Consider the following 23,109-nt stretch of genomic DNA (forward strand, 5'->3'; position numbering starts at 1 on the left):
CCCGCCCGCCTTGGTTGTTAGCCGTTGACGGCTGCTGGAAGCGCGTCGGGATGAGTGGTCTGCGCATCCATCACCGACGGTTGGGCCTGGAACAAGGGACTGAAATGGCCACCGTCCCAGCCCGGAACATGAGCGGAAAGCTGGGTTGCCAGCTCCCCAAGACCGCGGACCGCGCCCTCGTTCACGTCGCCATTCTGATGCTGGACCGGGTCGGCCAGCTTGATCGCCGCGTCGATCAGCGAGTCGAGGCTGACCGGGTCAGAGCCGCCGCCCGACAGGGCATCGACGATGACCTTGCCGACCACCGCATTGGCCTGGCCGCCCTGGATCCCGGCAAGAGCATCGGCACCGGGAGTGCCGGCCGTGCCGAAGGCGAGCTCGATGTTCGCCGGCATGACGATCTCGTTGCCGCCGAAGCTCGTGCCGCCCGACTGGGCCAGCTCGGTCCCGCTGTCGGGCAGGAAGGCCGACAGCGTCGGAGCCTCGCCGCCGATCGTCGCGGTGAAGGTCGACATGTCGCCCTGGCCGCTAGCGGCGGACCCGCTGTCGGCGACCTGCAGCTCCTGCGCGATGTTGCCGTCGAAGGTCGCCCGCAGCGTGTCGAGACGCATGTCGGTTCCGAGATCCTGACCGTACAGCTGCATGTCGGTGGCCGACAGGCGGCTGCCGTGGTCGCTGAAGTCGAACGGCACGAGCGGATCGCTCGGGCTTGCCGCCGCGCTCGACGAGTAGGTCGCAAGCCCGGCCAGCAGCGCCAGGTTGGTGGTGCTGGTGCTGGTGCTGCTGCTGCCACCGATGAACGACATCGATGACTCCATCGTCCGCAGCCCGCTGCTGGTCGTGGTCGAGCTGGTGGTGCTCGGCGCATTGAGCGTGACCGACAGGTTGCTGCTGCTCGACATGTCCCCGTCGCCGTCGACGATCACGATCGGCAGGTTGAACTGGACCGGCGCCGTGCTCGGCACCGCCGCGCCGAAGCCCGAGAACTTGATGTCCGACCCGCTGACAAATTCGACTTCGAGGCTGGTGTAGCCGCTCGCCGTGAAGATCGCGACCGAGGTCTCGGGCGGGCCGCTGTTGCCGCTCGCACCGCTGATGTTGGTGACGACCAGCCCGCCATTGGCATCGAGCTGGTAGGTGAAGGTGTGTCCGGACAGAGTGACGCTCTGCACGCTGGTGGTGGTGGTCAGCAGAGCGCTCGCCACCCCATTGTAGGTGATGACCACGCCGTTGATGACGTCCTGCGTGCCGTCTCCGACGATGTTGTCGGGATCGTTGTCGTCGAAGGCCTCGAACCGCAGGGTCGTGCCGCCCGACTGACGGAAGCTGACGCTGCCGCCGTTGGTCGTCCAATGCTGGTCGAAGGTGTGACCGTTCGTGGCATTGTCGACATAGTTGTTGGGCGGCGAACCGGTAAGGTCGACCACAAAGTCGAGGCGGAAACCCTCGCCCGGGCCGACCGACTGGCCGGTATCGACACCACCGAGGATGCCGCTGGTGTTGACCGACGGGCCGCCGATCGGAGTGATCAGCACGTCGTTGCTGTTGTCATTGACCGGTGAGGAAACCTGCCCGTTGGGCACGATCCCGAACCAGCCCTTGTTGCCGCCGATGAAGTCGTAATTGGCATCGGTGAAGCTGACGTTGGTCAGGCTGTCGACCGGCACGTTCATGTCGATCGTGTAGGTCGAGCCGGTGATGGTGGCGGTGAACACCAGGGTGCCGTTGGCCGACGCGGTCAGCGTCTGCCCGTCGGCGCTCACCGCGAAGGTGACCGGCTGGCCGCCAGCGGTCAGCCCGGTCGGATAGCCGGCGAGGTTCTTCGAGAACTGCGCCGTGCCGCCGTCGTTGCCGACATTGTTGCTGATCCCGAGCGCGTCGCCGAAGTCGATCGCGCCCGTGTCGAGCCCGCTCGAACTGTTGACCAGCACCGCGGCTTCCGGGCTGACGGCGGTCGGACCGTCGTCGAGGAAGCTGATGTTCTGGCCGATTGCTATCACGTTCGACGCGGTGTCGCCGTCGCCGTCCTTGATCGTGGCGGTGAGCGTGATGAGGTTGTCCGCCGACAGGGTGACGGCGCTCGCGCCGGCTTCCTGCGGATCGTTCGGATCGTCGTGCTTGACCGCGCGCTGCTGGTCGAGCGTGACGTTGCCGCTGGCATCGACGCTGACCACGAACACCAGCAGGTTGGAGCCCGCAGTGCGACCCTCGACCTGGCCCGAACCGTTCACCGACAGCACCACATTCTGTCCGCTCAGCGTGTCGACGACTCCGGTCGCGCCGGCGTTGATGCCAAGGGTGTAGGCCACCGCGCCCGTCGCGGCGGCGCCATCCGCGCCATAGTTGAACCCGAAGGCACCGGCGAAGGCGGTCGTGGCGTTGACGTTGAGCGTCGTGTCGTCGGTGATCAGCGAACCCTGCGGCCCCGCGTTGCTCACCAGCGGGACGTCGTCGACGATGCCGATGGTGATGGTGCCGCTGGCACTGTCGCCGGTGGCGTCGGTGACGCTGACGGTGACCGTATCGCTGATCGGGTTGACCTCGCCCTGACCGGTGTGGGTCAGCGCCGCCTTCAGCGTGTAGCTGTAGCTGTAGGTGGTGACGCTGCCGACGGTCGACGAACCCGTGATGGTGAGGGTGCCCTCACCGGTGTCGAACACCGCGCCGTTGGTCACGGCAACACCGCCGATGGTGACGCTTCCGGTCTCGCCCTTGAGATCGACCTGGAAGGAGCCGGTCACGGTCTCGCTGGTCGAACCATGCTGGACCCCGTCCGCGAGGCCGTCCTCGTAGACGATCCGGCTGTCGCCCGTCACCGCCGGGACTCGGAGGTCCTGGTTGAGCGCGATGGTCAGCTGGGCAACATCGATGTCGCCGTCGCCGTCCTTCATCTGGTAGCTGAACGTCTCGCTGGTGACGCCCGTCGGGATCGACGCGGTCTTGAGCGTGTAGACGTAGCTGCCGTCGGCCTTGATCAGCAGGTCGCCATAGGTGCCCGCGATGATCGTGCCGGTGGTGCCGGTGAGCACCGCCGCGAAGCTTCCGCCCGCGGCCTCGGCCCCGGTGCGAACGCCGATGACGCTGCCCGGAAGATCCGCGCCGATGTTGTCGGCCGATCCGTCGGTCGCGTTGGCGTCGCTGCCGCCGCTGCCGGTCAGGACATTGCCGTCGGCCACGTTGCCGAGACCCTCGGTCACGCTGTCGCTGTCGTTGGCCGCGATCGGAACGTCGTCGACGATCCCGATGGTGATCGTGCCGCTCGCCGCATCGCCGGTCGCGTCGGCGACGTTGATGGTGACGATGTCGCTGATCGGGTTGATCTCGCCCGCACCGCTATGGGTCAGCGCCACCTTCAGCGTGTAGCTGTAGCTGTAGGTGGTGACGCCGGCGTTGGTCGAGACGCCGGTGATCGTCAGCAGGCCTTCGCCCGTGTCGAACACCGCGCCATTGGTCACGGCGACGCCGCCGATGGTGACCGAGCCGGTCTCACCCTTGAGGTCGACCTGGAAGGAGCCCGTCACCGTCTCGCTGGCCGAGCCATGCTGGACGCCGTCCGCAAGCCCGTCCTCGTACACCGTCCCGGTCGGATTGGTGACCATCGGGATGCGCGTATCCTGGTCGAGGCTGATGGTGAGCTGCGCCACGTCGATGTCGCCGTCGCCGTCCTTGAGCTGGTAGCTGAAGGTCTCGCTGGTGACACCCGCCGGAATGGAGGCGGTCTTGAGGGTGTAGACGTAGCTGCCGTCGGCCTTGATCAACAGGTCGCCGTAGGTCCCGGCGATGACCGTTCCGCCGGTCCCGGTCGGAACGGCGGCGAAGGCGCCGCCCGCAGCCTCGGTGCCGGTGCGTGCACCGACCACGCTGCCCGGCAGGTCGGCGCCGATCGTGTCCGCACCGGCAGTGCCCGCCGGATTGGCGCCGGCACCGGTCACGACATTGCCGTCGGTGCTGTTGCCGAAGCCCTCGGTCACGCGATCGAGGTCGTTGCGGGCGATCGGCTGGTCGTCGACGATCGTGATCGTGATCGTGCCGGTGACGCTGTTCCCGCCGGCATCCTTGGCCGTGTAGGTGAACTGCTCGGTCCCGCTGGTCGGATTGGCGACGCCGTTCGCGACCGGGCTGGTGAGGGTGTAGATCCACTTGCCGGTGGCGCTGTCGAGGCTGAGCTGGCCGTAGGTGCCGACCCCGCTGCCGCTCAGCGTGTAGCTGGTGGCGCCGGCGACATCGATGTCGCCCTCGGTAGTCTCGCCCGTCGAGGCCGGGGTGGAGCCCTCAACCGTGCCGGCCGCAAGATCCTTGCCGTCGACGACGAGGTCGAGCGCGGCCTCGAACACCGTGCCGGTCTGGTTGACCTGCGGCAGGCTGACGTTGGTGACGTCGATCGTCAGCGTGGTGGTCGAGATGTCGCCGTCCGAGTCGCGGATCGTGTAGGTGAACACGTCCTGCTGCGTCGTGGTGACGCTGTCCGGATTGGCCTTGTAGGTGTAGCTGCCGTCGGCGTTGAGGGTCAGCTTGCCGTAAAGGCCGGTGATCTCCGTCCCGACATTGCCGCTGGCGGGAACGGCGGTGTCGCCGCCGGTTTTGACCCCGACCACGACCGCCGAGTCGGCGCCGCGGGTATCGGCACCGGCGAGACCGCTGGTGGTGCCGGTGCCGGCGACGACATTGCCGTCGGTGGTGCTGCCCTCCGAAACGCTGTCGGTGTCGAGCCGGGCAACGGGGGCGTCATCCTTGATGGTGATGACGAGGTTGCCGCCATTGGTGTCGCCGTCGTCATCGGTGACGACCAGGGCAAAGGACTGGGTGACGTCGCCGGGCGCCGGCTGGCCGGTGCCGTCGGTGTTGTCGAGCAGCGTGTAGGTGTAGCTGATGGTCCCGCTGCCGGTCGCCTCATTGTAGGTGACCGCGGTGACGACCAGCGTGCCGGTCGCATTGCTGAAGGCCGTGATCGGCGTGTTCAGCGAGAGCGGGGTGCCGGCCAGCGTGACCGACTCGATGCCGTCGGCACCGCTGAAGGTGATGGTTCCGCTGACCTGCTCGCGGGTGTCGCCATTGGCACCCGCCGCCGCTTCCTCACCCGATCCCTCGGACTCGTTGCCGCGAGCCGCGAGCGCCGCTTCGTAGACCGTCGTCGAGGCCGAGTCGCTCGGAATGGTGACGATCACGGGGTTGTCGGCGATGTTGATCGTCAGCGTCGTCGGCCGGATGTCGCCATCGCTGTCGCGCAGGACGTAGCTGAAGACGTCGCTTCCGGTCAGCGGGGCATCGTTCGCCCGAGTGTAGCTGTAGTTGCCGTTCTGGAAGATCGTCAGCGTGCCATACTGGCCGACGACCGAATAGGAGCCGCTGACCGGGCTCGAGTTGAACGGACCCGCGAGATTGACGCTTCCCGCTCCGATCACGATCGCGCCGTCCGCACCGACGGTATCCGCGCCCGCGGCCCCGCTGGTGGTGCCGATGCCGCTGATGACGTTGCCCGTCTCCGGTCCGACGCGATTCTCGACGATGTCGACATCGGGGCGCGCGGTCGGCGCGTCGTCGACGATCTTGATGACGAGGTTGCCCGACGGCGAGACGTCGCCGTCCTTGTCGGTGATGACGATGGCATAAGCCGGCGAAAGCGTGTTGCCGCCGTCGGTCGCCTCGACGCCGAGGCGGTTGTCGGTCAGCGTGTAGGTGTAGCCGATCGAGCCGACACCGGTCGTCGCATTGTAGCTGACACCGGTGACAACCAGCGTCTGGCCGCCGGCCGTGCTGATCGTCTGCGGATAGGTGCCACCCAGATCGATGGTCACGCCACCGACGCTGATCGCGCCCAGGCCATCCTTGGAGACGAAGCCGATGCTGCCGCTGACCGCTTCGCGCGGGTCGCTGTTGTTGGTGGCGTCGCCGTCCGCGATCTCGCCCGAGCCTGCGGGCTCGCCCGGCCGGGTGGAAAGACCGGCCTCATAGACCGTGGTGCTCGCCTCGCCCGGTCCCGGGATGGTGACCAGCACCGGCGAGTCGCCGATGACGATGTTGAGCTGCGCCACGCTGGTGTCGCCATCGGCATCCTTGAGCGTGTAGCTGAAGGTGTCGGTGACGCCGCCCGGCGTGTTCGCCGCACGGACGTAGCTGTAGGTGCCGTCGGCGGCGATGGTCAGCGTGCCATATTGGCCGTTGATGACCTGCCCGACACCCGTCTCGATCGGGGTGGCCGAGCTGCCCGCGCCGATCCCGACTACCGTCGAGCCGTCGGCGCCGAGCAGGTCCTTGCCGGCGTCGCCCGAGGTGGTGCCCACGCCGGTAATGACGTTGCCGCCTTCCGGACCGAAGGTACCGGCCGCGACCAGGTCGCTGTCGGTCTTCGCAAGGGGCGCATCGTCGACGATCTTGATCGTCAGCGTGTCGGTTGCCGTCTGGCCATCCTTGTCGGTGACCGTGACGACGATGGCGTCATTGGCACTGGCGCCGGCGACGAGCAGATTGTCCTTGAGCGTGTAGGTGTAGCTGATCGAGCCGCCGGTGATGGCATCGATGCGAAGCAGCCCCTCGCCCGTGTCGATGACCTGCCCGACCGTTCCGCTCACCAGCGTCCCGGCGATGGTGATCGCGGCCGGCGCGTCGCCCTGGGTGAAGGTGATGGTGCCGCTGGTCGCCTCGCGCGGATCGCCGTTGGCGCCCGCCGCGACTTCCTCGCCCGAGCCTTCGCTCTCGCCCGGGCCGCGCGCGCCGCTCAGCGCGGCTTCGTAGACGATCGTGCCCGGGGCATCGGCGTCGGGTGCGTTGACCGTCGGCGGGGCATTGCCGATCGCGATGGTCAGGGTCGCGGTGGCGTTGTCGCCGTCACCATCGCGCAGCGTGTAAGTGAAGACGTCGTTGACGCCGCCCGGCGAACCCGCGTCGCGGACGTAGCTGTAGCTGCCGTCGGCCTTGATACTGAGCGTGCCGTATAGGCCGGCGATCACCAGGTTTCCGGCCGGATCGAAGCTGCTGTCGATTCCGCCCGCGCCGGCGATGGCGACGACGGCACCGCCGTCCGCACCAGGCGAGTCCTTGCCCGCGGCACCGCTGGTGGTGCCTGCGCCGGTGAGCACATTGCCGCTTTCCGGCCCGTAGCTGCCCGCCGCGATGGCGTCGGAATCGTTGAGCGCGATCGGGCTGTCGTCGTTGACCCGGACCGTCAGCGTCCCATTGGCGGTATCATTGTCCTGGTCGCGGACCTGGTAGCTGATGTCGAACTGGAGGCTGGTCTCGTCCTGCCCGTCCGGGTGAACCAGCGGCGCCAGCTGGGTGACGCTGTAGGCTCCGGTCGCATTGTTGAGCGTGATGGTGAAGACCGGCTTGCCGAACTGGGTCACGCTCAGTTCGCCCGCGTTGACCAGCGTCGCGCTGAAGCCGGGCGTGTTGAAGATGAGCCCGGTGAAGCTGAAGGTCAGCGGTCCGTCGCCGCCCGAGCCCGACAGGGTGCCGCTGAGGTTGGCCGCATCCACGTCGTCGCCGATGCCGCCCGGATTGCCGCCGAACACGTCGTCGTCGGTGCGCACGATCTCGTTCGCGGCGGTGACGGGACGGGCATCGCCGATCGAGATGGTCAGCGTCGCGCTGTCCTCGTCGCCGTCGGCATCGCGCAGCGTGTAGTTGAAGACGTCGTCGACGCCGCCCGGAGTGCCGGCATTGCGGACATAGCTGTAGCTGCCGTCGGCCTTGATCGTCAGCACACCATAGGTGCCGTTGACGACCAGATTGCCGGCGCCGTCGAAGCTGTTGTCGCTTCCGCCGCTGCCAGCCACCGCGACCACGGACGAGCCGTCGGCGCCGAGCTGGTCACGACCCGCGAGGCCGCTGGTGGTGCCAGCGCCGCTGATGACGTTGCCGCTCTCCGGCCCGTAGCTGCCGGCTGCGAGCGAGTCGGTGTCGGCGAGCGCGTCGGGCGCATCGTCGACGATCCGGATCACCAGCGTGTCGCTGGCGGTCTGGCCGTCCTGGTCCTTGACCGTCACGGCGATGCTGTCGGTGCTGCTGGTGCCGGCAAGGACGATATTGTCCTTGAGCGTGTAGCTGTAGCCGATCGCGGTCGGCGAATAGCTGGTGATGGTCAGCAGACCCTCGCCGGTGTCGATCACCTGGCCGAGGGTGCCGGTCACCACGGTGCCGCCGATGGTCACTTCCGCCGGGCTGTCGCCGGGGGTCAGCGTGATCACGCCGCTGGTGGTCTCGCGGGTGTCGTCGTTGGCGCCGGGAAGCAGGCCCTCGCTCGAGCCCTGGCTTTCGCCCGCGCCACGGTCGCCGAGCGCCGCTTCATAGACGACCGTGCCCGGAGCGTCGGCGTCGGGCGCGTTCACCGTCGGCGGGAGGTTGCCGATGCTGATGGTGAGGGTCGCCGTATCCTGGTCGCCGTCGCCGTCCTGCAAGGTGTAGACGAAGCTGTCGCTGACGCCGCCCGGAGTACCCGGATTGCGGGCATAGGTGTAGCTTCCGTCGGCCTTGATCGTCAGCACGCCATAGGTGCCGTTGACGACGAGGTTGCCGGCGCCGTCGAAGCTGCTGTCGCTGCCACCGCTGCCCGAGACCGCGATGACGCTGGCGCCGTCCGCGCCGAGCACGTCGTTGCCGCTGCCCACAGGCGCGGTGGTGGTGCCGGCACCGGTGATGACGTTGCCGCTCTCCGAATAGCTGCCGGCGCCAAGTGCGTCGGTGTCGTCGCGCGCGTCGGGTGCATCGTCGACGATGCTCACGACCAGCGCGTCGGTCGCGGTCTGGCCGTCCTTGTCGGTCACCGTGACGACGATGTTGTCGGGCGAGCTCGTCCCCGAGACGAGCAGATTGTCCTTGAGCGTGTAGCTGTAGCCGAGCGTCGTCGGGGTGAGGCTGGTGATGGTAAGCAGCCCCTCGCCGGTGTCGATCACCTGGCCGACGGTTCCGGTGACGGTGGTGCCGGCGATGGTGATGACCGCCGGGCCGTCGCCCTGGCTGAAACTGATCGTGCCCGTGGTGGTCTCGCGGCCGTCGCTGTTCGGAGCCGGATCGGCGCCTTCCGAGGACCCTTCCGGAGTGCCGCCGAGCGCGGCCTCGTAGACGACCGTGCCCGGAGCGTCGGCGTCGGGTGCGTTGACCTGCGGCGGGAGGTTGCCGATCCGGATGGTCAGCTGCGCCGAGGAAATGTCGCCGTCGGTGTCGCGGAGGACATAGGTGAAGACGTCGCTGACGCCGCCCGGGGTCCCGGCATTGCGGACGTAGCTGTAGCTGCCGTCGGCAGCGATGGTCAGCGTGCCGTAGAGGCCGGCGAGGCTGGAGACCGGGTTGCCGCCCGAGTCGAGCACGCCGACGACCTGCGCGCCGTCGCGACCGAGGGTGTCGGCGCCCGCGCCGCCCTCGCCCGCCGTCGTGCCCGCACCGGTGATGACGTTGCCCGTCTCCGGACCGTAGGTGCCAGCGGCGATCTGGTCGGAGTCGGCACGGGCGACCGGGCCGTCGTCCTGGATCTGGAAGATGCCGCGGCCGACGTCGAGATCGCTGCTGTCGCTGTCGCCGTCGCTGTCGGTGACGGTCTGGCGCACGACCAGCGCGCCCTCGGCGGCGGTCAGCGCCGCGGCCTCGTCGAACGAGGCGCCGCCGACCGGCTGCCAGATCGGCTGCAGCTGGGTGAAGGTCACCACGCCCGACGCGGGATCGATCGAGATGGTGAAATAGGCGGTTTCGCCGACCGAGCCGGTGATTGTGTTGCCGCTCAGGTTGAGGACGATCTGCGCGCCCTGGCCGAGGCCGTCGCCGTCCGCCGTGCTCACGTCGCCCGCCTGCAGCGCATAGAGGCCCGAGGCGACGTTGGTCCCGTTCAGGACCAGCGAATAGCTCGTGCTTCCGGCGCCGTCGGCACCGTAGCTGGCCGCGGCGAAGTTGCCGGCGAAGCCCGCGCTGACGCTCGCAAGCCCGGACGGAGCAGCCGCTCCGGCGCTGTCGCTGCCGACCGGCTGGGTCTCATCGAGGACCAGCACCGGCTTGGCGACATCGACCGCGAGGCGGCTGTCGGGGCCGTCGTCCTTGAAGACGATGAGGTTGCCGATCCCGGCCGTCGCGCTGGCGCTGTCGCCGTCGAAGTCGCGGATGGTGAGAGTCGCGTTGATCAGCCCCGACAGGTCGAGGCTGTCGTCGAAGGCGGCGGCGGTGCTGCCGTCGACATTGTGCTCGAGCGGCACCGACTGCTGGACGGTGATCGAGCCATTGGCGTTGATGGTGACGGTGAAGGCGACCTTGCCGCCGTCATAGGTGCCGGTGATGACGCTGGCCGAGGTCTGGACGAGCGTGATCGGGAAATCGCCCTGCGCGGTGCGCAGCGCGGTCGCACCGGTCCCGGCGAGCGCGATCCCGTAGCTCGCGGCATTGCTCGCGGCCGGGCCGTCGGCGCCGTAGCTGAGGTTGCTTCCGACGATCACCGCGCCGTCGCTGGTCGCGCTGATCGGGAAACCGGCCGGTGTTCCGGCGCTGGTCTCGTCGAGGGTGACGCCGCGACCGGTGGCGGCGCCGCTCAGCGAGGGCCCGTCGTCGGTGAAGCGGAGGTTGGACCCGATCTGGACCACGGCGCTGTCGCTGGCGGTGTCGCCGTCGCGATCGGTGATGGTCGCGCTGCCGGTCAGGGTCACGAGCCCGTCGGCTAGGCTGATCAGGTCGCCATTGGCGCCGAGGTGATCGATCTGGCTGTACTGGGTGAGAGTGACCACGCCGGTCGAGCTGACCGAGACGTCGAACACGGTGTTGGCCGAGGTCACGCTTCCGGCCGCAGTGGCGGTCGAGCCGACGACCTTGCCGCCGATCAGGAAGAGGTTGATGGCGACCCCGGTCTGGGTCAGCCCCGACGCCCCGCCCGGCGTTCCGAGCGCGAAGGTCAGGACACCGCCGGAGGCGAGGCCGTCGGCGCCCGCCGCATTGACCGGAAGGCTGAACACGCCGCCAAAGTTGGCGCTGCTCGAGGCCGTGTCGGTGAGCTCGCCGCGGGTCTGCGGGTCATCGGTGGTCAGGGTCACGCCGGCATCGGCGCCCGCCGCGACGTCGACCAGCGGCGTGTCGTCGTCGACATTGAGCTGGACCGTGCCCGCCGCGCTGTCACCGTCACGGTCAGTGACGGTGTAGTTGAAGGTGAACAGCTGGTTGTTCTCGTCCTGCCCGGTGGCATGCAGGATCGCGGCGTTCTGGACGACGCTGTAGGCGCCGGTCTGCGGATTGATCGTGACGGTCAGGACGAGCGTGTCGCCCTGGCGCACCAGCAGCGCGCCGCCGGCACCGATCGAATAGGAGAAGCCGGTCGGCGCGCCACTTGTCTGGAAGGCGAAGGTGAGCGGCCCGTCGCCGCCCGAGCCCGACAGGATCCCGGTGACGTTCACCGCGTCGGCATCGTCGCCGGTGCCGCCGGCATTGCCGCCGGTCCGCACATCGTCGTCCATCTGGATCAGCGGGTTGGTGCCAACTTCGGGCTCGAGATCGATTTCGAGCGCGGTCTCGTTGAACTCGGGAGGCGTATAGTCGAGCCGGGTCGGCGGAAGCAGGTCGCCGAGCGGAGTGCCCGGATCGAGCGGGCCGACCTCGGTGATGAAGTTGCCGCCGCTCGACTGCGGCACGCCGCTCGCCGGGCGCGGTTCCTGCTCGATCAGCAGCGCCGCGAGGTTGGTCGAGGGCACCTCGATGTCGTTGATCACCAGCTGCGGCACGAACACCGCGCCGTCGACGATCAGCATCTGGGTGCCGTCGGGCAGCATGATGAGGAGGTCGCGGCCGACGATCCGGATGTCGCTGAGTTCGACTCCCGCCGGCAGGGTCACGACCCCGTCAGGACCGGGGACGATGCGCTGGGCATTCGCATCCACCACGGCCTGGGTCTTGCCGATCTCGATCATCAGCCGGGCCTGGCTGGTCCCGCCGTCCGCGTCGGCGAGCGTGTAGGTGAAGGTGTCGCGGCTGTTCTCGGGAACGCCGGGCTTCGCGGTATAGCTATAGTCGCCGCGCGCGCTCAGGCTGAGCGTGCCATGCTCGCCCTCGACCCGCAGCTGCCCGCTGGCGAAGCTGCTGTCGTTGCCGCCCGCGCCCTGGACCGAAGTGACCCGCGCGCCCGCCCCGACGTCGGCCCCCGCCGCTCCGGTCTCGGTGCCCGCACCCGTGATGACGTTGCCGGTGGCCGGCCCGCGATCGCCTGCCGCCAGCTGGTCGGCATCGTCCCGTGCGATCGGCCCGCGGTCCTGGAAAGACCCCGAAAGCGAAGCATCTTCGTAGCGCATCGTTCACCCTTCAGCCCGTGGGCGGCGATCCCCATCGCCGGACCCGTGTCTCGCTGCAGCCGAAGGTCGATCGCATTTTCCGTTAAACGGAAAGGGTTAACGATGGAGCGCTTCGGCCGCGCGTTGCGACAAGAACAATCACAGGAAGCATGACGATTGCAAGACTCTGCCCTCTCGAGCCGTCTACATGCCCGTTCCTCATGCTTCTCCTACCAAAGTATATCTAGGTTAACGCTCCAGCAAATGTCCCAACAACTCCGTTAACTCGCTTCGTTTTGGCAAGGGCAGGAGCCGTATGACTTGGACTACCAATCTGGACTTCAGTCTCTTGGTAGAACAGCATTCCACTTTCTTGCTGTGTCATTGATGGAACCAAAACGGCTGGCGAATATTTACGGTATGTTAAGGATATTGGTTGAACCGAGTTGCGGGCCAATGCCTGCGGGAAACTGACTCGGACACAGCGCGAAGATTCTTTCGCAGCGCGTCCCGAAACGGGAAGAGGCGCACCTTCGGCCCGCCGAATCGCAGCGACTCGGAGCCTCCTTGCGCACCCGCGCGGCGCCCTTCATCCTGTGATGGTGACTGCCGCCCTGCCCTCCGCCCCGCATCTTCCGCGCGACCTGCTCGAGGCCGGGCTGGCGATGACCGACAACCGGATCGACATCGCCGAGCGGCTGCTCAAGGCCCGCCTCAAGCGCGATCCCGACGACCCGCGCGCGCTGCGCATGCTGGCCGAGGTCGCCGCGCGCATCGGTCGGCTCCACGACAGCGAGCTGCTGCTCCGCCATGCGCTGGAAGTCGCGCCCGGCTTCCACTCGGCGCGCGCAAACCTCGCGATGGTGCTCGGCCGCGCCGGCCGGCCGGCCGAGGCGCTGCCGCTGCTCGACGCGCTGTTCGAAGCCGAGGGCGAGGCGCTCGGCCACCTCAACCTCAAGGCCGCGACGCTGGGCCGGCTCGGCAGCTTCGAGGAGGCGATCGCCATCTATCGCCGGGTCCTCGACGAGGCGCCCAACCAGCCGCGGCTGTGGCTGTCCTACGGCCACATGCTCAAGACCATCGGCCGGCTCGACGAGGGCATCGCCGCCTATCGCGAGGCGATCGCGGTCAGGCCAGCCCTCGGCGAAGCCTGGTTCAGCCTGGCCAACCTCAAGACGGTCAAGTTCACCGATCCCGATGTCGCGACTATGGAGGCGCTGCTCGGAGGTTCGGACCTGTCTGACGAGGACCGCTTCCATCTCGAATTCGCGCTCGGGAAGGCGTTCCACGATCGCCGCCAGCCCGAGCCGGCCTTTGCCCACTTCCAGCTCGGCAACGCCCTCCGCCGCAAGATGATCGCCTATGAGCCCGAGCGGATTACGCGGCGGGTCGATCGCTGCATCGCCACCTTCACGGCCGAGCGGCTCCAGCGCCCCGGTCCAGACCCCTGCCTTGCCCGCGATCCGATCTTCGTCGTCGGAATGCCGCGCGCGGGCTCGACCCTCGTCGAGCAGATCCTGTCCTCCCACTCGATGGTCGAAGGCACGTCCGAGCTCGCCGACATGCCGGCGCTCGCGCGCGAGTTCGGGCGCTATCCGGAGGATTATGGGGCGCTCGAACCGGCAGCCCTGCGCAGGATCGGCGAGGAATATCTTCGCCGCACCGCCGTCCAGCGCCGAAGCGACCGACCGCTGTTCATCGACAAGCTACCCAACAACTGGCTGTTCGTCCCGCTGATCCACCTCGCCTTGCCGAACGGGACCATCATCGACGCGCGCCGGCACCCCCTGTCCTGCTGCTTCTCCAACTTCCGCCAGCATTTCGCGCGCGGCCAGGGCTTTAGCTACGACCTTGCCGACCTTGGCCGTTACTATGCGGACTATGTCCGGCTGATGGCGCATGTCGACGCTGTCCTGCCCGGCAAGGTGCACCGGGTCATCTACGAACGGATGGTCGAGGATCCCGAGGCCGAGATCCGCCGCCTGCTCGACCATGTCGGGCTGCCCTTCGAGCAGAGCTGCCTCGAATATTGGAAGACCGAGCGCGCGGTCCGCACGCCAAGCTCCGAGCAGGTCCGCCAGCCCATCTTCCGCCAGGGCACCGAGGAGTGGCAGCCCTACGAACCTTTTCTTGGTCCACTGAAGCAGGCGCTCGGCCCGACGCTGGACCACTATCCCGCGGCACCACCGCTACAATGACGCCATAATCGTTACGGGTCCGATTGACTTCTCGCCGCTACTTGGCAGCATTGCCGCGGGGTAAGTGGCACAGGGGGTCAATCGATGGTTCTGCATGCTTCGCCGGCGCGCTGGTCGCTCGCGCTTCTGGCCGGGACGGCGCTCGCCTCTCCCGCCTTCGCGCAGGCGACCGAACCTGCCGCTCCGCCTGTGGCGCAAGGCCAGCCGGCGGCCACGCCCGACAGCGACAGCTCCGAGATCGTGATCACCGCGCAGAAGCGCGAGGAGAACCTCCAGGACGTTCCGATCAGCGTGCAGGCGATCGGCACCCGCCGCCTCGACCAGCTCAATATCTCCAATTTCGAGGATTATTCGAAGCAGCTGCCCTCGGTCAGTTTCCAGTCGGCGGGTCCGGGCTCGGCGATCGTCTACATGCGCGGCATCGCCACCGGGGGCGACGGCAACCATTCGGGCTCGCAGCCGAGTGTCGGCACCTATCTCGACGAGCAGCCGGTCACCACCATCGGTGGCACGCTCGACGTCCACATCTACGATATCGCCCGGATCGAGAGCCTCGCCGGCCCGCAGGGCACGCTGTACGGCGCCTCGAGCCAGGCCGGCACCATCCGGATCATCACCAACAAGCCCGAGCTCGGGGTCACCAGTGGCCGGGTCGATGCCGAGGTCAACCGCACCTGGCACGGCGACTTCGGCGGCAGCCTCGAGGGCATGATCAACCTGCCCGTGTCGGACAATATGGCGCTCCGCGCGGTCGGTTTCGCCGAACGCAATGCGGGCTTCATCGACAATGTCGCGGCCAGCCGGACCTACATCAGCGACGACGGCGACATCACCGTCGACAATGACGAGTTCGTCGAAAAGGACATCAATTCGGTCCGCACCTTCGGCGGCCGCGCCGCGCTCAAGATCGACCTCGACGAGAATTGGACGGTGACCCCCACGGTCATGCACCAGAACCAGAAGTCGAGCGGCGTCTTCTTCTACGATCCCGATCTTCCCGGGCTGAGCGCCGAGCGCTTCGCCGATGACAGGGGCCGCGACAAGTGGACCCAGGCCGCGCTGACGGTCGAGGGCAAGATCGCCAACTTCGACCTGACCTATTCGGGCGCCTATCTCGACCGCAAGGCGAACGGCTTCACCGACTACACCGACTACACCGATGCCTATGAGGCCTATTACATCGATGCCTCCGGGGTCGGGCTGATCGACTATCAGCGCTACCTCGACAACAACGGCAACAACATCAATCCGCAGCAGTTCATCGACGGCTCCAACCACTACCGCAAGATGAGCCACGAGGTCCGGCTCGCGAGCCCGGCGGACAAGCCGCTGAGGGCGATCGTCGGCGCCTATTTCTCGCGGACCAAGAACAACATCTTCCAGGACTATATCGTCCCCGGTCTTGCCGACGACCTTTCGGTCGACACCCGGCCCGGCACCATCTGGCTGACCAAGCAGAAGCGCGAGGACAAGGACTACGCGCTGTTCGGCGAAGTCAGCTTCGACGTCACGCCGCAATTCACCATCACCGGCGGCGGCCGCCTGTTCAAGTTCGACAACAGCCTGTTCGGCTTCGCCGGCTTCGGCTCGGACAATCCGGGCGGCTTCAGCAGCGGCGTCGGCCGCTGCATCGTGGCCAACGGCCAGGCTGCGAACAGCCCGACCGCCTCGGGCGCGATCGTGGTCACCGGAAGCCTGCCGGGGACGCCCTGCACCAACGTCGGCAACCTCGTTGACGGCAAGCTGGTGCCGCGGCGCAGCAAGGGCGACGGCTTCACCCATCGCTTGAACGCGCAGTACAAGTTCACCGACGACGTGATGGTCTATGCGACCTGGTCGCGCGGCTTCCGCCCGGGCGGCATCAACCGCCAGCCGGTCGCACCGGCCTACGACCCCGACTATCTCACCAACTATGAACTCGGCTGGAAGACCAGCTTCGGTCCGGTTCGCTGGAACGGCGCGATCTACCGCCAGCGCTGGGAAGGCTTCCAGTTCAGCTTCCTCGGCGAGAACAGCCTGACGGTGATCCAGAACGGCCGCGACGCCATCGTCAAGGGCATCGAGACCGACCTCAACTACACCGTCGGCGGGCTCACCCTGAATGCGGCGGCGGCCTACACCGACGCCAAGACGAAGGGCAACATCTGCAACTTCTCGCTCGGCAACGAGGATTGCAGCGGCCTCGACAGCCGCGGCCGCCGCGACTTCGTGGTGACCCCCGACGGCAGCCGCCTTCCGGTCACGCCAAGGTTCAAGGGCTCGGCGACCGCACGCTACGCCTGGCTGCTCGGTCCCGGCCGCGCCCATGTTCAGGGCAGCGTCTCCTACCAAGGCTCGGCCGCGGCCGATATCCGCCGCAACGCCGGCAGCTTCTCCAGCCCCATCGACCCCAACAGCGTGCTCGGACGAGTGAAGAGCTCGACCCTGGTCGACCTGTTCGCAGGGTTCGACTGGGCGAAGTACAATGTCGAACTGTTCGCGACCAACCTGTTCGACGAGAAGACCGAGCTGACCCGCGCGGTCGCCTGCTCGATCTGCACCAATACGCGAGTCTACATCGGTCGCCCGCGTACCATCGGCCTGAGGTTCGGGACCAAATTCTAGACGACAAGGACCACCTCTTCGTCAGCGGAGAGGTGGTCCATCCTTCGATGGTGGGAGCGCCTCGCCCGCATCGGCGTTGCTTCCCCATGCCGTGGCAACGAAGCCGGAATGATCGCCTGAAATCGGCCGTCCTGGTCGTCGGCGTCCACGCCGCGATCGGTCTTGCCCTGCTCTCCGGTCTCGCCGGCGAACCGCTTCGGCGGGCGACAGACGCGCTCGTCACCATCGACGTCGCGCCACCCCCGCCGCCACCCGAGCCCCCGCTGCCGCAACAGCCCGCCGAAGCCGCGAGGGAGGCTGCGGGCAGTCCCGACCTCGAGGCACGCCCCGCCCCCGTCGTGCTACCCCCGCCACCCGTCCGGCTACCGCTCCCAACCCCGCTTCCGACCGCCGAAGACCGCGCGCCCGACACCGCCGCGGCGCCAAGTGCCGGGGCAGCGCCGGTCGATGGGCCCGGCCGAGGCGCCGACGGCAGCGGAGATGGAACAGGCGGAGGTGGCTCGGGCGGCGCGGGAGCGGGCGGTGGCGGAGTCATCGCCAGCGGTGCGCGGTTGCTCTCCGGCAATCTGACCCGACGCGACTATCGCCGGATCCGCTCCTTCGGCAGCCCGCGGGGCGAGGCGGTGCTGGCACTCACGGTCAGCGCCGAGGGGAGCCTTCTCCAGTGCCTGCCGCTGACCGGCTCGGGCAATCCATCGCTCGACGCCGAGCTTTGCCGGCTGCTCGCCCGCACCCGCTGGGACCCGGCCCGCGACGGGCAGGGCCGCGCGGTGCCGGCAGCGCTGCGCTACGTCGCGACCTGGAACCGCGACTGACGGCTAGCGCGCCGCCAGCCGCTGCCGCGCCACCGCCGGCGCGTCACGCTTGTAGATGTCCTCATAATAAGCGAGCTCGCTGCCGCTCGGGACCACCGTCAGATAGGTGAGGTAGACCGGCACCGGCTGGGCCAGCGGGACCTTCTGCTCCGGCGCGGCGCCCTTGGCCTTGAGCGGCTTGCCGTAGAGCCATGCGCCAAGGCGATGCGCCGCCTCGAGCCGGACACAGCCGCCGCTGAACAGCCGCGCTGCTTCGCCGAACAGCTCGTCCTGCGGCGTGTCGTGGAGGTAGATGCCCTGCGGATTGGGGAACATGAACTTCATGTCACCCATGCTGTTCGCCGGCCCCGGGAGCTGGCGAAGCCGGACTTCCTTGCGACCGGCCGCGACCGCCTTCCAGTCGACGCTCGCCGGGCTGACCAGCTTGGCCTTGTCCGACCAGTCGGACAGCACCTGGTAGCCCTTGGCCTTGAGGTAGGGTGCGCCGCCCTTGATGACGTTGGGCACGATCCGCTCGGCGGCGAGGTCGCTCGGCACGTTCCAGTAGGGGCGAAGGCTGGTGTAGCGGATCAGGGCCGCCATCATCGGGGTCGGATAGACCGGCTTGCCGACCACGACGCGCATCATGTCGACGGCCTGCGTGCCCTCCATCATGAACAGTCGCTGCGCCGCGGCATTGACCAGTACGTAGCGGCCGCTCGCGGGAAGGCTGCGGATCCGCGCCATGTTGACCTGAACCAGGCCGCGCTTTGCCGGGTCGAGCCGGTTGTCGGTGATCTGCCGGCGAAGCTGGGCGTAATAGGGATGGAGCCAGCCCATCTCGCGCATGTAGCGGGCAAGGTCGGGCGCGGCGGCGGCCTGGGCGAGCAGGGTCGCCGCGGCCGGTGCCTGCGGCTTCAGCTCGCCATCGACATAGATGACGCCCATGTTCGGCGCGCGGCGGAGGTCCTGCGCATAGCGGACATAGGCCTCGGACAACGCCCGCTCGGCGCGGGCCCGTGCCTGCGGATTGCCGCTGCGGGCCGAGCGGACCAGTCGCGGCAGCTCGCGCATGCGATAGCGCTTCGGGTCGAGCCCGTCGGCGCTCGACGTCGCCAGCAGCGTCAGCAGCTCGTTGGCTGCCGCCTCGTTGCCGGGACGGAAAAACAGCTCTCCCTGGGCTGGCACCAAGGCCATGGGCTGCGCCACGGCCGGCGCGCTCAGCGCGGCGGGGGTGAGGAACAGGGCCGCACAAAGAAGTGCCGGGCGCACGAAGCGCCCGGCACCGGTGCGACCATCAACAGTGATGTTATGGTGCATGTGGCTCCTTAGCCGCGCTCACCGCTCCGCGAGGGAGCGGGGGCCGGCTGCTGATAGCCGGTCGTTCCGGTCGAAGCCGGAGCGCCCGGGTAGTACTGGCCGTTCTGGACATAGCCGTCGACTCGTCCGTCACGATCCTGGTCGGCCCAGATCGCGCCGGCAATACCGCCGACGACCGCGCCGGCGATCGCACCCTCGAGCGTGCTCACGCCCGGGATGAGAGCGCCACCCACGGCACCGGCAACGGCGCCGACGCCGGCACCGGTCGCGACACGACCGAGGGTCGAATCCCAGCCGCTCGGCTGGCCCTGGTAATACTGGCCGTTCTGGACATAGCCGTCGGCATAACCGTCGCTGTTGTTGTCGGCCCAGACGGCGCCCGACAGGCCGCCGATGGCCGCACCGACGGCAGCGCCGGTGATCGGGCTCACGCCCGGGACGATGGCACCAACGGCGGCACCGCCAACGGCACCCACGGCAGCGCCGGTCGCGGCGTCAGCGAGAGTGTCGTTCGAGGTGGTGGCGCAAGCGCCGAGCGACAGCGAGCTTGCGGCCGCCAATGCGATGAAAGTCTTCTTCATGAGCGTTCTCCCTTATCCGTGTCAGGCTTGCTTCTCCGTCCGAACAACGCAAACGGCGGGAAGGCCCGCTTGGGACGGATGGACGAAGCCAAGTCAGCGAGCCCCTAACGCGAGCCCTTGCAAACAGGTTCCGGCCCTGAAACAAACCCAACACTTCCAACGGGTTGTGATCAGCTTGGAGGGCCGGCCCTGAGCGCCTGATGAACCAGCCGCTACGATGGCGAAATGATCGGGTAAGCCGCCGGTGACCGATTAACGATGGACTGGTCAGTGGTGCCGCCAGCCGTCCCGGTACGAGACCGTCGCTTGTTCTGGTGCAACAAGAAAGGCGCAGCTCGAACGCTGCGCTGCTGACGCCTCCTACAATGAAGAGGTGAACGTCCGCAGCAAGTCGAGCCTTGGCCAGTGACCCATTTCGAACGCATCCCACTGCCACTGCCACTCCCGCTTTCCCGACCGGGAGCGCCGATGATCGACTTCGGTGCCGACTGCAGCGAGAACCTCTCGCACCTCATCGCCGAGACCACGACCGACGCCTTTATCGCGATCGATCGTGACAATCGGATCATCTACTGGAACACCGGAGCCGAGCGGATGCTTGGATGGGGAAGGGACGAGATCTTCGGCGAATCCCTCCACCTGATCATCCCGGCCGGACTTCGCGAGGCGCACCTTGCCGGCATGCACCGGCTTGCCGAAGGCGGCGTCCCTCGCCTGGTCGGCAAGCAGACCGAGGTGAGCGCTGTCTGCAAGGACGGCAGTACGATCCCGGTCGAGCTGTCGCTCATCATGTGGGTCGAGCCGGGGACGGATCGCCCCGCTGGCTTCGCTTCCATCATGCGCGACATCACCCAGCGCAAGCGGCTCGAGGAAGAGCGAAACGCCTTTGCCAGCCGCTTCGAGGAGCAGCTCGCCGCCATCCAGACCACGCGCGACGGCATCGCGATCACCGACCAGGAAGGCTACTTCACCTTCATGAACCCGGCACATGCCGCGATGTTCGGATTTGCCAATGTCGACGATGCCATCGGCGTTCACTGGACTTCGCTCTACGAGCCGGCCGAGGCCGAGCGGATCGAGCGGGAGGCGATGCCCGAGCTCGCCTCGAGCGGCTCGTGGCGCGGCGAGGCGCACGGCCGTACCCGCGACGGCCGCGAAGTCGAACAGGAAGTCACCCTTGCCGCCGGCACCAATGGCGGGCTCATCTGCACCACCCGCGACATCGGCGAGCGGTTGAAGGCCTTGCGGGACCGCATCCGGACCCGTGAACAACTGCTGCTCGCCGAACGACAGGAGACGATCGGCCGCGTGATGTCGGGCCTCGCGCATGACTTCAACAATCTGATGGCGGTGATCTCCGCCTCCGCCGCCGTCCTTGAGGAAGAGAGCGGCGTCACCCTCGACCAGGTGTCGCGGATCCAGACCGCCGTCGCCGCCGCCTCCAAGCTGCTCAACAAGATCCTCAAGCCCGAACGCCGCACCACCGAGCGCCAGTCGATCGACGTGGTCAAGGCGCTCCGCGAGGTCGCCGACCTTGTCGGGGTCAGCATGTCGCCGGGTCATTCGATCGACGTCGACCTGCCGGACTCGTCCATCACCATCCGCGGCGACGAGAGCGAATTCATGCAGGTCCTGATGAACCTCTGCACCAACGCCCGCGACGCGCTCGATGCCTCCCTTCCCGGACAGATCATGTGCAGTGCCCATGTCGTCGACGGCAGCGACCTCGTCGGCGCGCCGGTCGTCGGTACGTCGCCGGCTGGTCCGTCGGCGGTCATCCGGGTCGAGGACAATGGCTGCGGGATCGCCGCCGACGACCTCACCCGCATCTTCGAGCCATTCGTCACCCGCAAGGCGCTCGGCACCGGGCTCGGTCTCGCGGTCGTCGGCAAGCTGGTGGTGGAGGCGGGCGGATGCATCTTCGTCCACACCAGCAGCCAGGGGAGCACCTTCGACCTCGTCTGGCCGCTCGACCCCGCAGAGACCCGCGACACGCAGGCGACGTCGCCGACCGGTCCGGCCAATCTCGCCGGCCGCACCATCCTGGTGGTCGACGACAATCCGGCGCTTCTCGACCTCATCACCCTGCACCTCGAGCGTGCCGGCGCCGAGGTCTGCCCCTGCCTCTCGCCGCGCGACGGCCTTGAGGTGCTCGAGGAGACCGCGACGGGCTGGCATGCGATCGTCGTCGACTACGACATGCCCGAGATGAACGGGGTCGAGTTCGCGACTCTCGCGCGCCAGCTTCGGCCCGAGATCCCGGTCGTGCTCTGTTCGGCCGTCGCCGAGGACCTGGTGCTCGCACCGCCGCAGCGCGCGCTGTTCGCCGCCATGCTGTCCAAGACCGACCTCCACCAGCTCCTGCCGCGGACCGTCGCGACCGTGATCCGCGCAACCGAGGCGAACTCCGCATGACCAGCCTGCTCATCGTCGACGACCACGAACTGCTCCGCGGCGCGCTGTGCGCCTACCTTCGCGCCGATCCCGAGTTCGAGGTCGAGGATGCCGAGGACGTGCCTTCCGCAATGCGCGCGATCCGTCGGCACGGCGGCTACGACCTCATCCTGCTCGACTTCCAGTTGCCCGGAATGGACGGGCTGAATGGAGTGCGCGAGGTCGTCGGCGCCAATTCCAACCGACCAGTCGTGCTGTTCTCGGGAACCGCCAGCTCGACGATCGGCGCCTCGGCCCTGCGCTGCGGCGCGGTCGCCTTCCTTTCGAAGACCATGCCGGTCGACGAATTGAAGCTCGAGATTCGCAACATTCTCGCTTCGGGCAGCTCGAGCTGGCTTCCCGCCAATCAGGAGATGGACGCTGCGACCGTCCAGCTGACCCCGCGGCAGGAGCAGGTGCTTCGCGGCATCCAGCGTGGCCTCTCCGCCAAGGAGATCGCGCACGAGCTGGACCTGCAGGAAACGACGGTCCGGATGACGATGAAGCTGCTGTTCGCCAAGCTCCACGTCCAGCACCCGTCGGAGGTGTCCTGAGGCACGAACGGGATGCTGAAAGCTGGCGGAGACGGAGGGATTCGAACCCTCGGTACGAGTAATCCCCGTACGGCGGTTTAGCAAACCGCTGGTTTCAGCCACTCACCCACGTCTCCGGATGCGGCGTCGGCGGGGGCTTAGCGGAGGGTCGCTGCGGGTTCAACCATGTTCCGAGCGCATTTGGAGAAGCCTGGCTGGGCCCTTCAAAGCCATGAACTTAGCGGCCGGACCGTCGTGCAGGCGACATTGCAGCGCTCGCATTTAAGTCGGTTAGCCGACACAAATATGACCTTAAGTGCATGAAAAATAAGCTATTGCCTCGTCTCGAAACACTAGCGTAATGCTTTGTTCAAGGGGCAGATCGGGCACCATTGTAGCGGATGCACGGCGTTGCCTGGGGA

The 23,109-nt window shown here is 67.7% G+C and carries 8 protein-coding genes and 1 tRNA gene; 5 read left to right on the forward strand and 4 right to left on the reverse strand.

Features of this window, described 5'->3' with window-relative positions:
- Window positions 1-17 precede the first annotated feature (17 nt).
- Window positions 18-12,245 (reverse strand): DUF5801 repeats-in-toxin domain-containing protein, encoded by a 12,228-nt coding sequence (locus ABD727_RS13100; protein WP_344707832.1) that lies wholly within the window; start codon window positions 12,243-12,245, stop codon window positions 18-20.
- A gap of 578 nt (window positions 12,246-12,823) precedes the next feature.
- Between ABD727_RS13100 and ABD727_RS13105 the strand changes: the two genes are divergently transcribed.
- The 3 genes from ABD727_RS13105 (at window position 12,824) to ABD727_RS13115 (ending at window position 17,841) form a co-directional block, all read left to right on the forward strand.
- On the forward strand, window positions 12,824-14,422 hold the full coding sequence (locus tag ABD727_RS13105; protein WP_425566792.1) for a tetratricopeptide repeat-containing sulfotransferase family protein: 1,599 nt from the start codon (window positions 12,824-12,826) through the stop codon (window positions 14,420-14,422).
- Window positions 14,423-14,506: 84 nt separating this feature from the next.
- On the forward strand, window positions 14,507-17,026 hold the full coding sequence (locus tag ABD727_RS13110; RefSeq protein WP_344707834.1) for a TonB-dependent receptor: 2,520 nt from the start codon (window positions 14,507-14,509) through the stop codon (window positions 17,024-17,026).
- Between the two features lie 86 nt (window positions 17,027-17,112).
- Window positions 17,113-17,841 carry an energy transducer TonB gene (locus tag ABD727_RS13115; protein ID WP_344707835.1) on the forward strand — a complete coding sequence of 243 codons (729 nt, stop codon included), beginning with the start codon at window positions 17,113-17,115 and terminating at the stop codon, window positions 17,839-17,841.
- Between the two features lie 3 nt (window positions 17,842-17,844).
- Here the strand turns inward: ABD727_RS13115 and ABD727_RS13120 are convergent, their stop codons facing one another.
- Together ABD727_RS13120 and ABD727_RS13125 are read right to left on the reverse strand one after the other, a co-directional pair.
- Window positions 17,845-19,140 carry a L,D-transpeptidase scaffold domain-containing protein gene (locus ABD727_RS13120; protein ID WP_344707836.1) on the reverse strand — a complete coding sequence of 432 codons (1,296 nt, stop codon included), beginning with the start codon at window positions 19,138-19,140 and terminating at the stop codon, window positions 17,845-17,847.
- Between the two features lie 8 nt (window positions 19,141-19,148).
- Entirely contained in the window at window positions 19,149-19,721 is a 573-nt protein-coding gene (locus ABD727_RS13125; protein WP_344707837.1) for a YMGG-like glycine zipper-containing protein, read from the reverse strand.
- 468 nt (window positions 19,722-20,189) lie between these two features.
- Between ABD727_RS13125 and ABD727_RS13130 the strand changes: the two genes are divergently transcribed.
- Window positions 20,190-22,136: a PAS domain-containing hybrid sensor histidine kinase/response regulator gene (locus ABD727_RS13130; RefSeq protein WP_344707838.1), complete on the forward strand. Its 1,947-nt coding sequence runs from the start codon at window positions 20,190-20,192 to the stop codon at window positions 22,134-22,136.
- Window positions 22,133-22,708: a response regulator transcription factor gene (locus tag ABD727_RS13135; RefSeq protein WP_344707839.1), complete on the forward strand. Its 576-nt coding sequence runs from the start codon at window positions 22,133-22,135 to the stop codon at window positions 22,706-22,708. Before ABD727_RS13130 ends, ABD727_RS13135 begins: the two co-directional genes overlap by 4 nt.
- Before the next feature lie 23 nt (window positions 22,709-22,731).
- Here the strand turns inward: ABD727_RS13135 and ABD727_RS13140 are convergent.
- A tRNA-Ser gene (locus ABD727_RS13140) sits at window positions 22,732-22,824 on the reverse strand.
- Window positions 22,825-23,109 lie beyond the last annotated feature (285 nt).

The sequence above is a fragment of the Sphingomonas swuensis genome, assembly GCF_039538045.1.
In the GTDB taxonomy this organism is placed as follows: Bacteria; Pseudomonadota; Alphaproteobacteria; order Sphingomonadales; family Sphingomonadaceae; genus Sphingomicrobium; species Sphingomicrobium swuense.

Excerpts from the sequence above, each read along its gene's own strand:
- ABD727_RS13105 (WP_425566792.1), top strand. The coding sequence starts at position 12,824 with ATGGTGACTGCCGCCCTGCCCTCCGCCCCGCATCTTCCGCGCGACCTG.
- ABD727_RS13110 (WP_344707834.1), top strand. The coding sequence starts at position 14,507 with ATGGTTCTGCATGCTTCGCCGGCGCGCTGGTCGCTCGCGCTTCTGGCC.
- ABD727_RS13130 (WP_344707838.1), top strand. The coding sequence starts at position 20,190 with ATGATCGACTTCGGTGCCGACTGCAGCGAGAACCTCTCGCACCTCATC.
- ABD727_RS13100 (WP_344707832.1), bottom strand. The coding sequence starts at position 12,245 with ATGCGCTACGAAGATGCTTCGCTTTCGGGGTCTTTCCAGGACCGCGGG.
- ABD727_RS13115 (WP_344707835.1), top strand. The coding sequence starts at position 17,113 with ATGCCGTGGCAACGAAGCCGGAATGATCGCCTGAAATCGGCCGTCCTG.
- ABD727_RS13135 (WP_344707839.1), top strand. The coding sequence starts at position 22,133 with ATGACCAGCCTGCTCATCGTCGACGACCACGAACTGCTCCGCGGCGCG.
- ABD727_RS13125 (WP_344707837.1), bottom strand. The coding sequence starts at position 19,721 with ATGAAGAAGACTTTCATCGCATTGGCGGCCGCAAGCTCGCTGTCGCTC.
- ABD727_RS13120 (WP_344707836.1), bottom strand. The coding sequence starts at position 19,140 with ATGCACCATAACATCACTGTTGATGGTCGCACCGGTGCCGGGCGCTTC.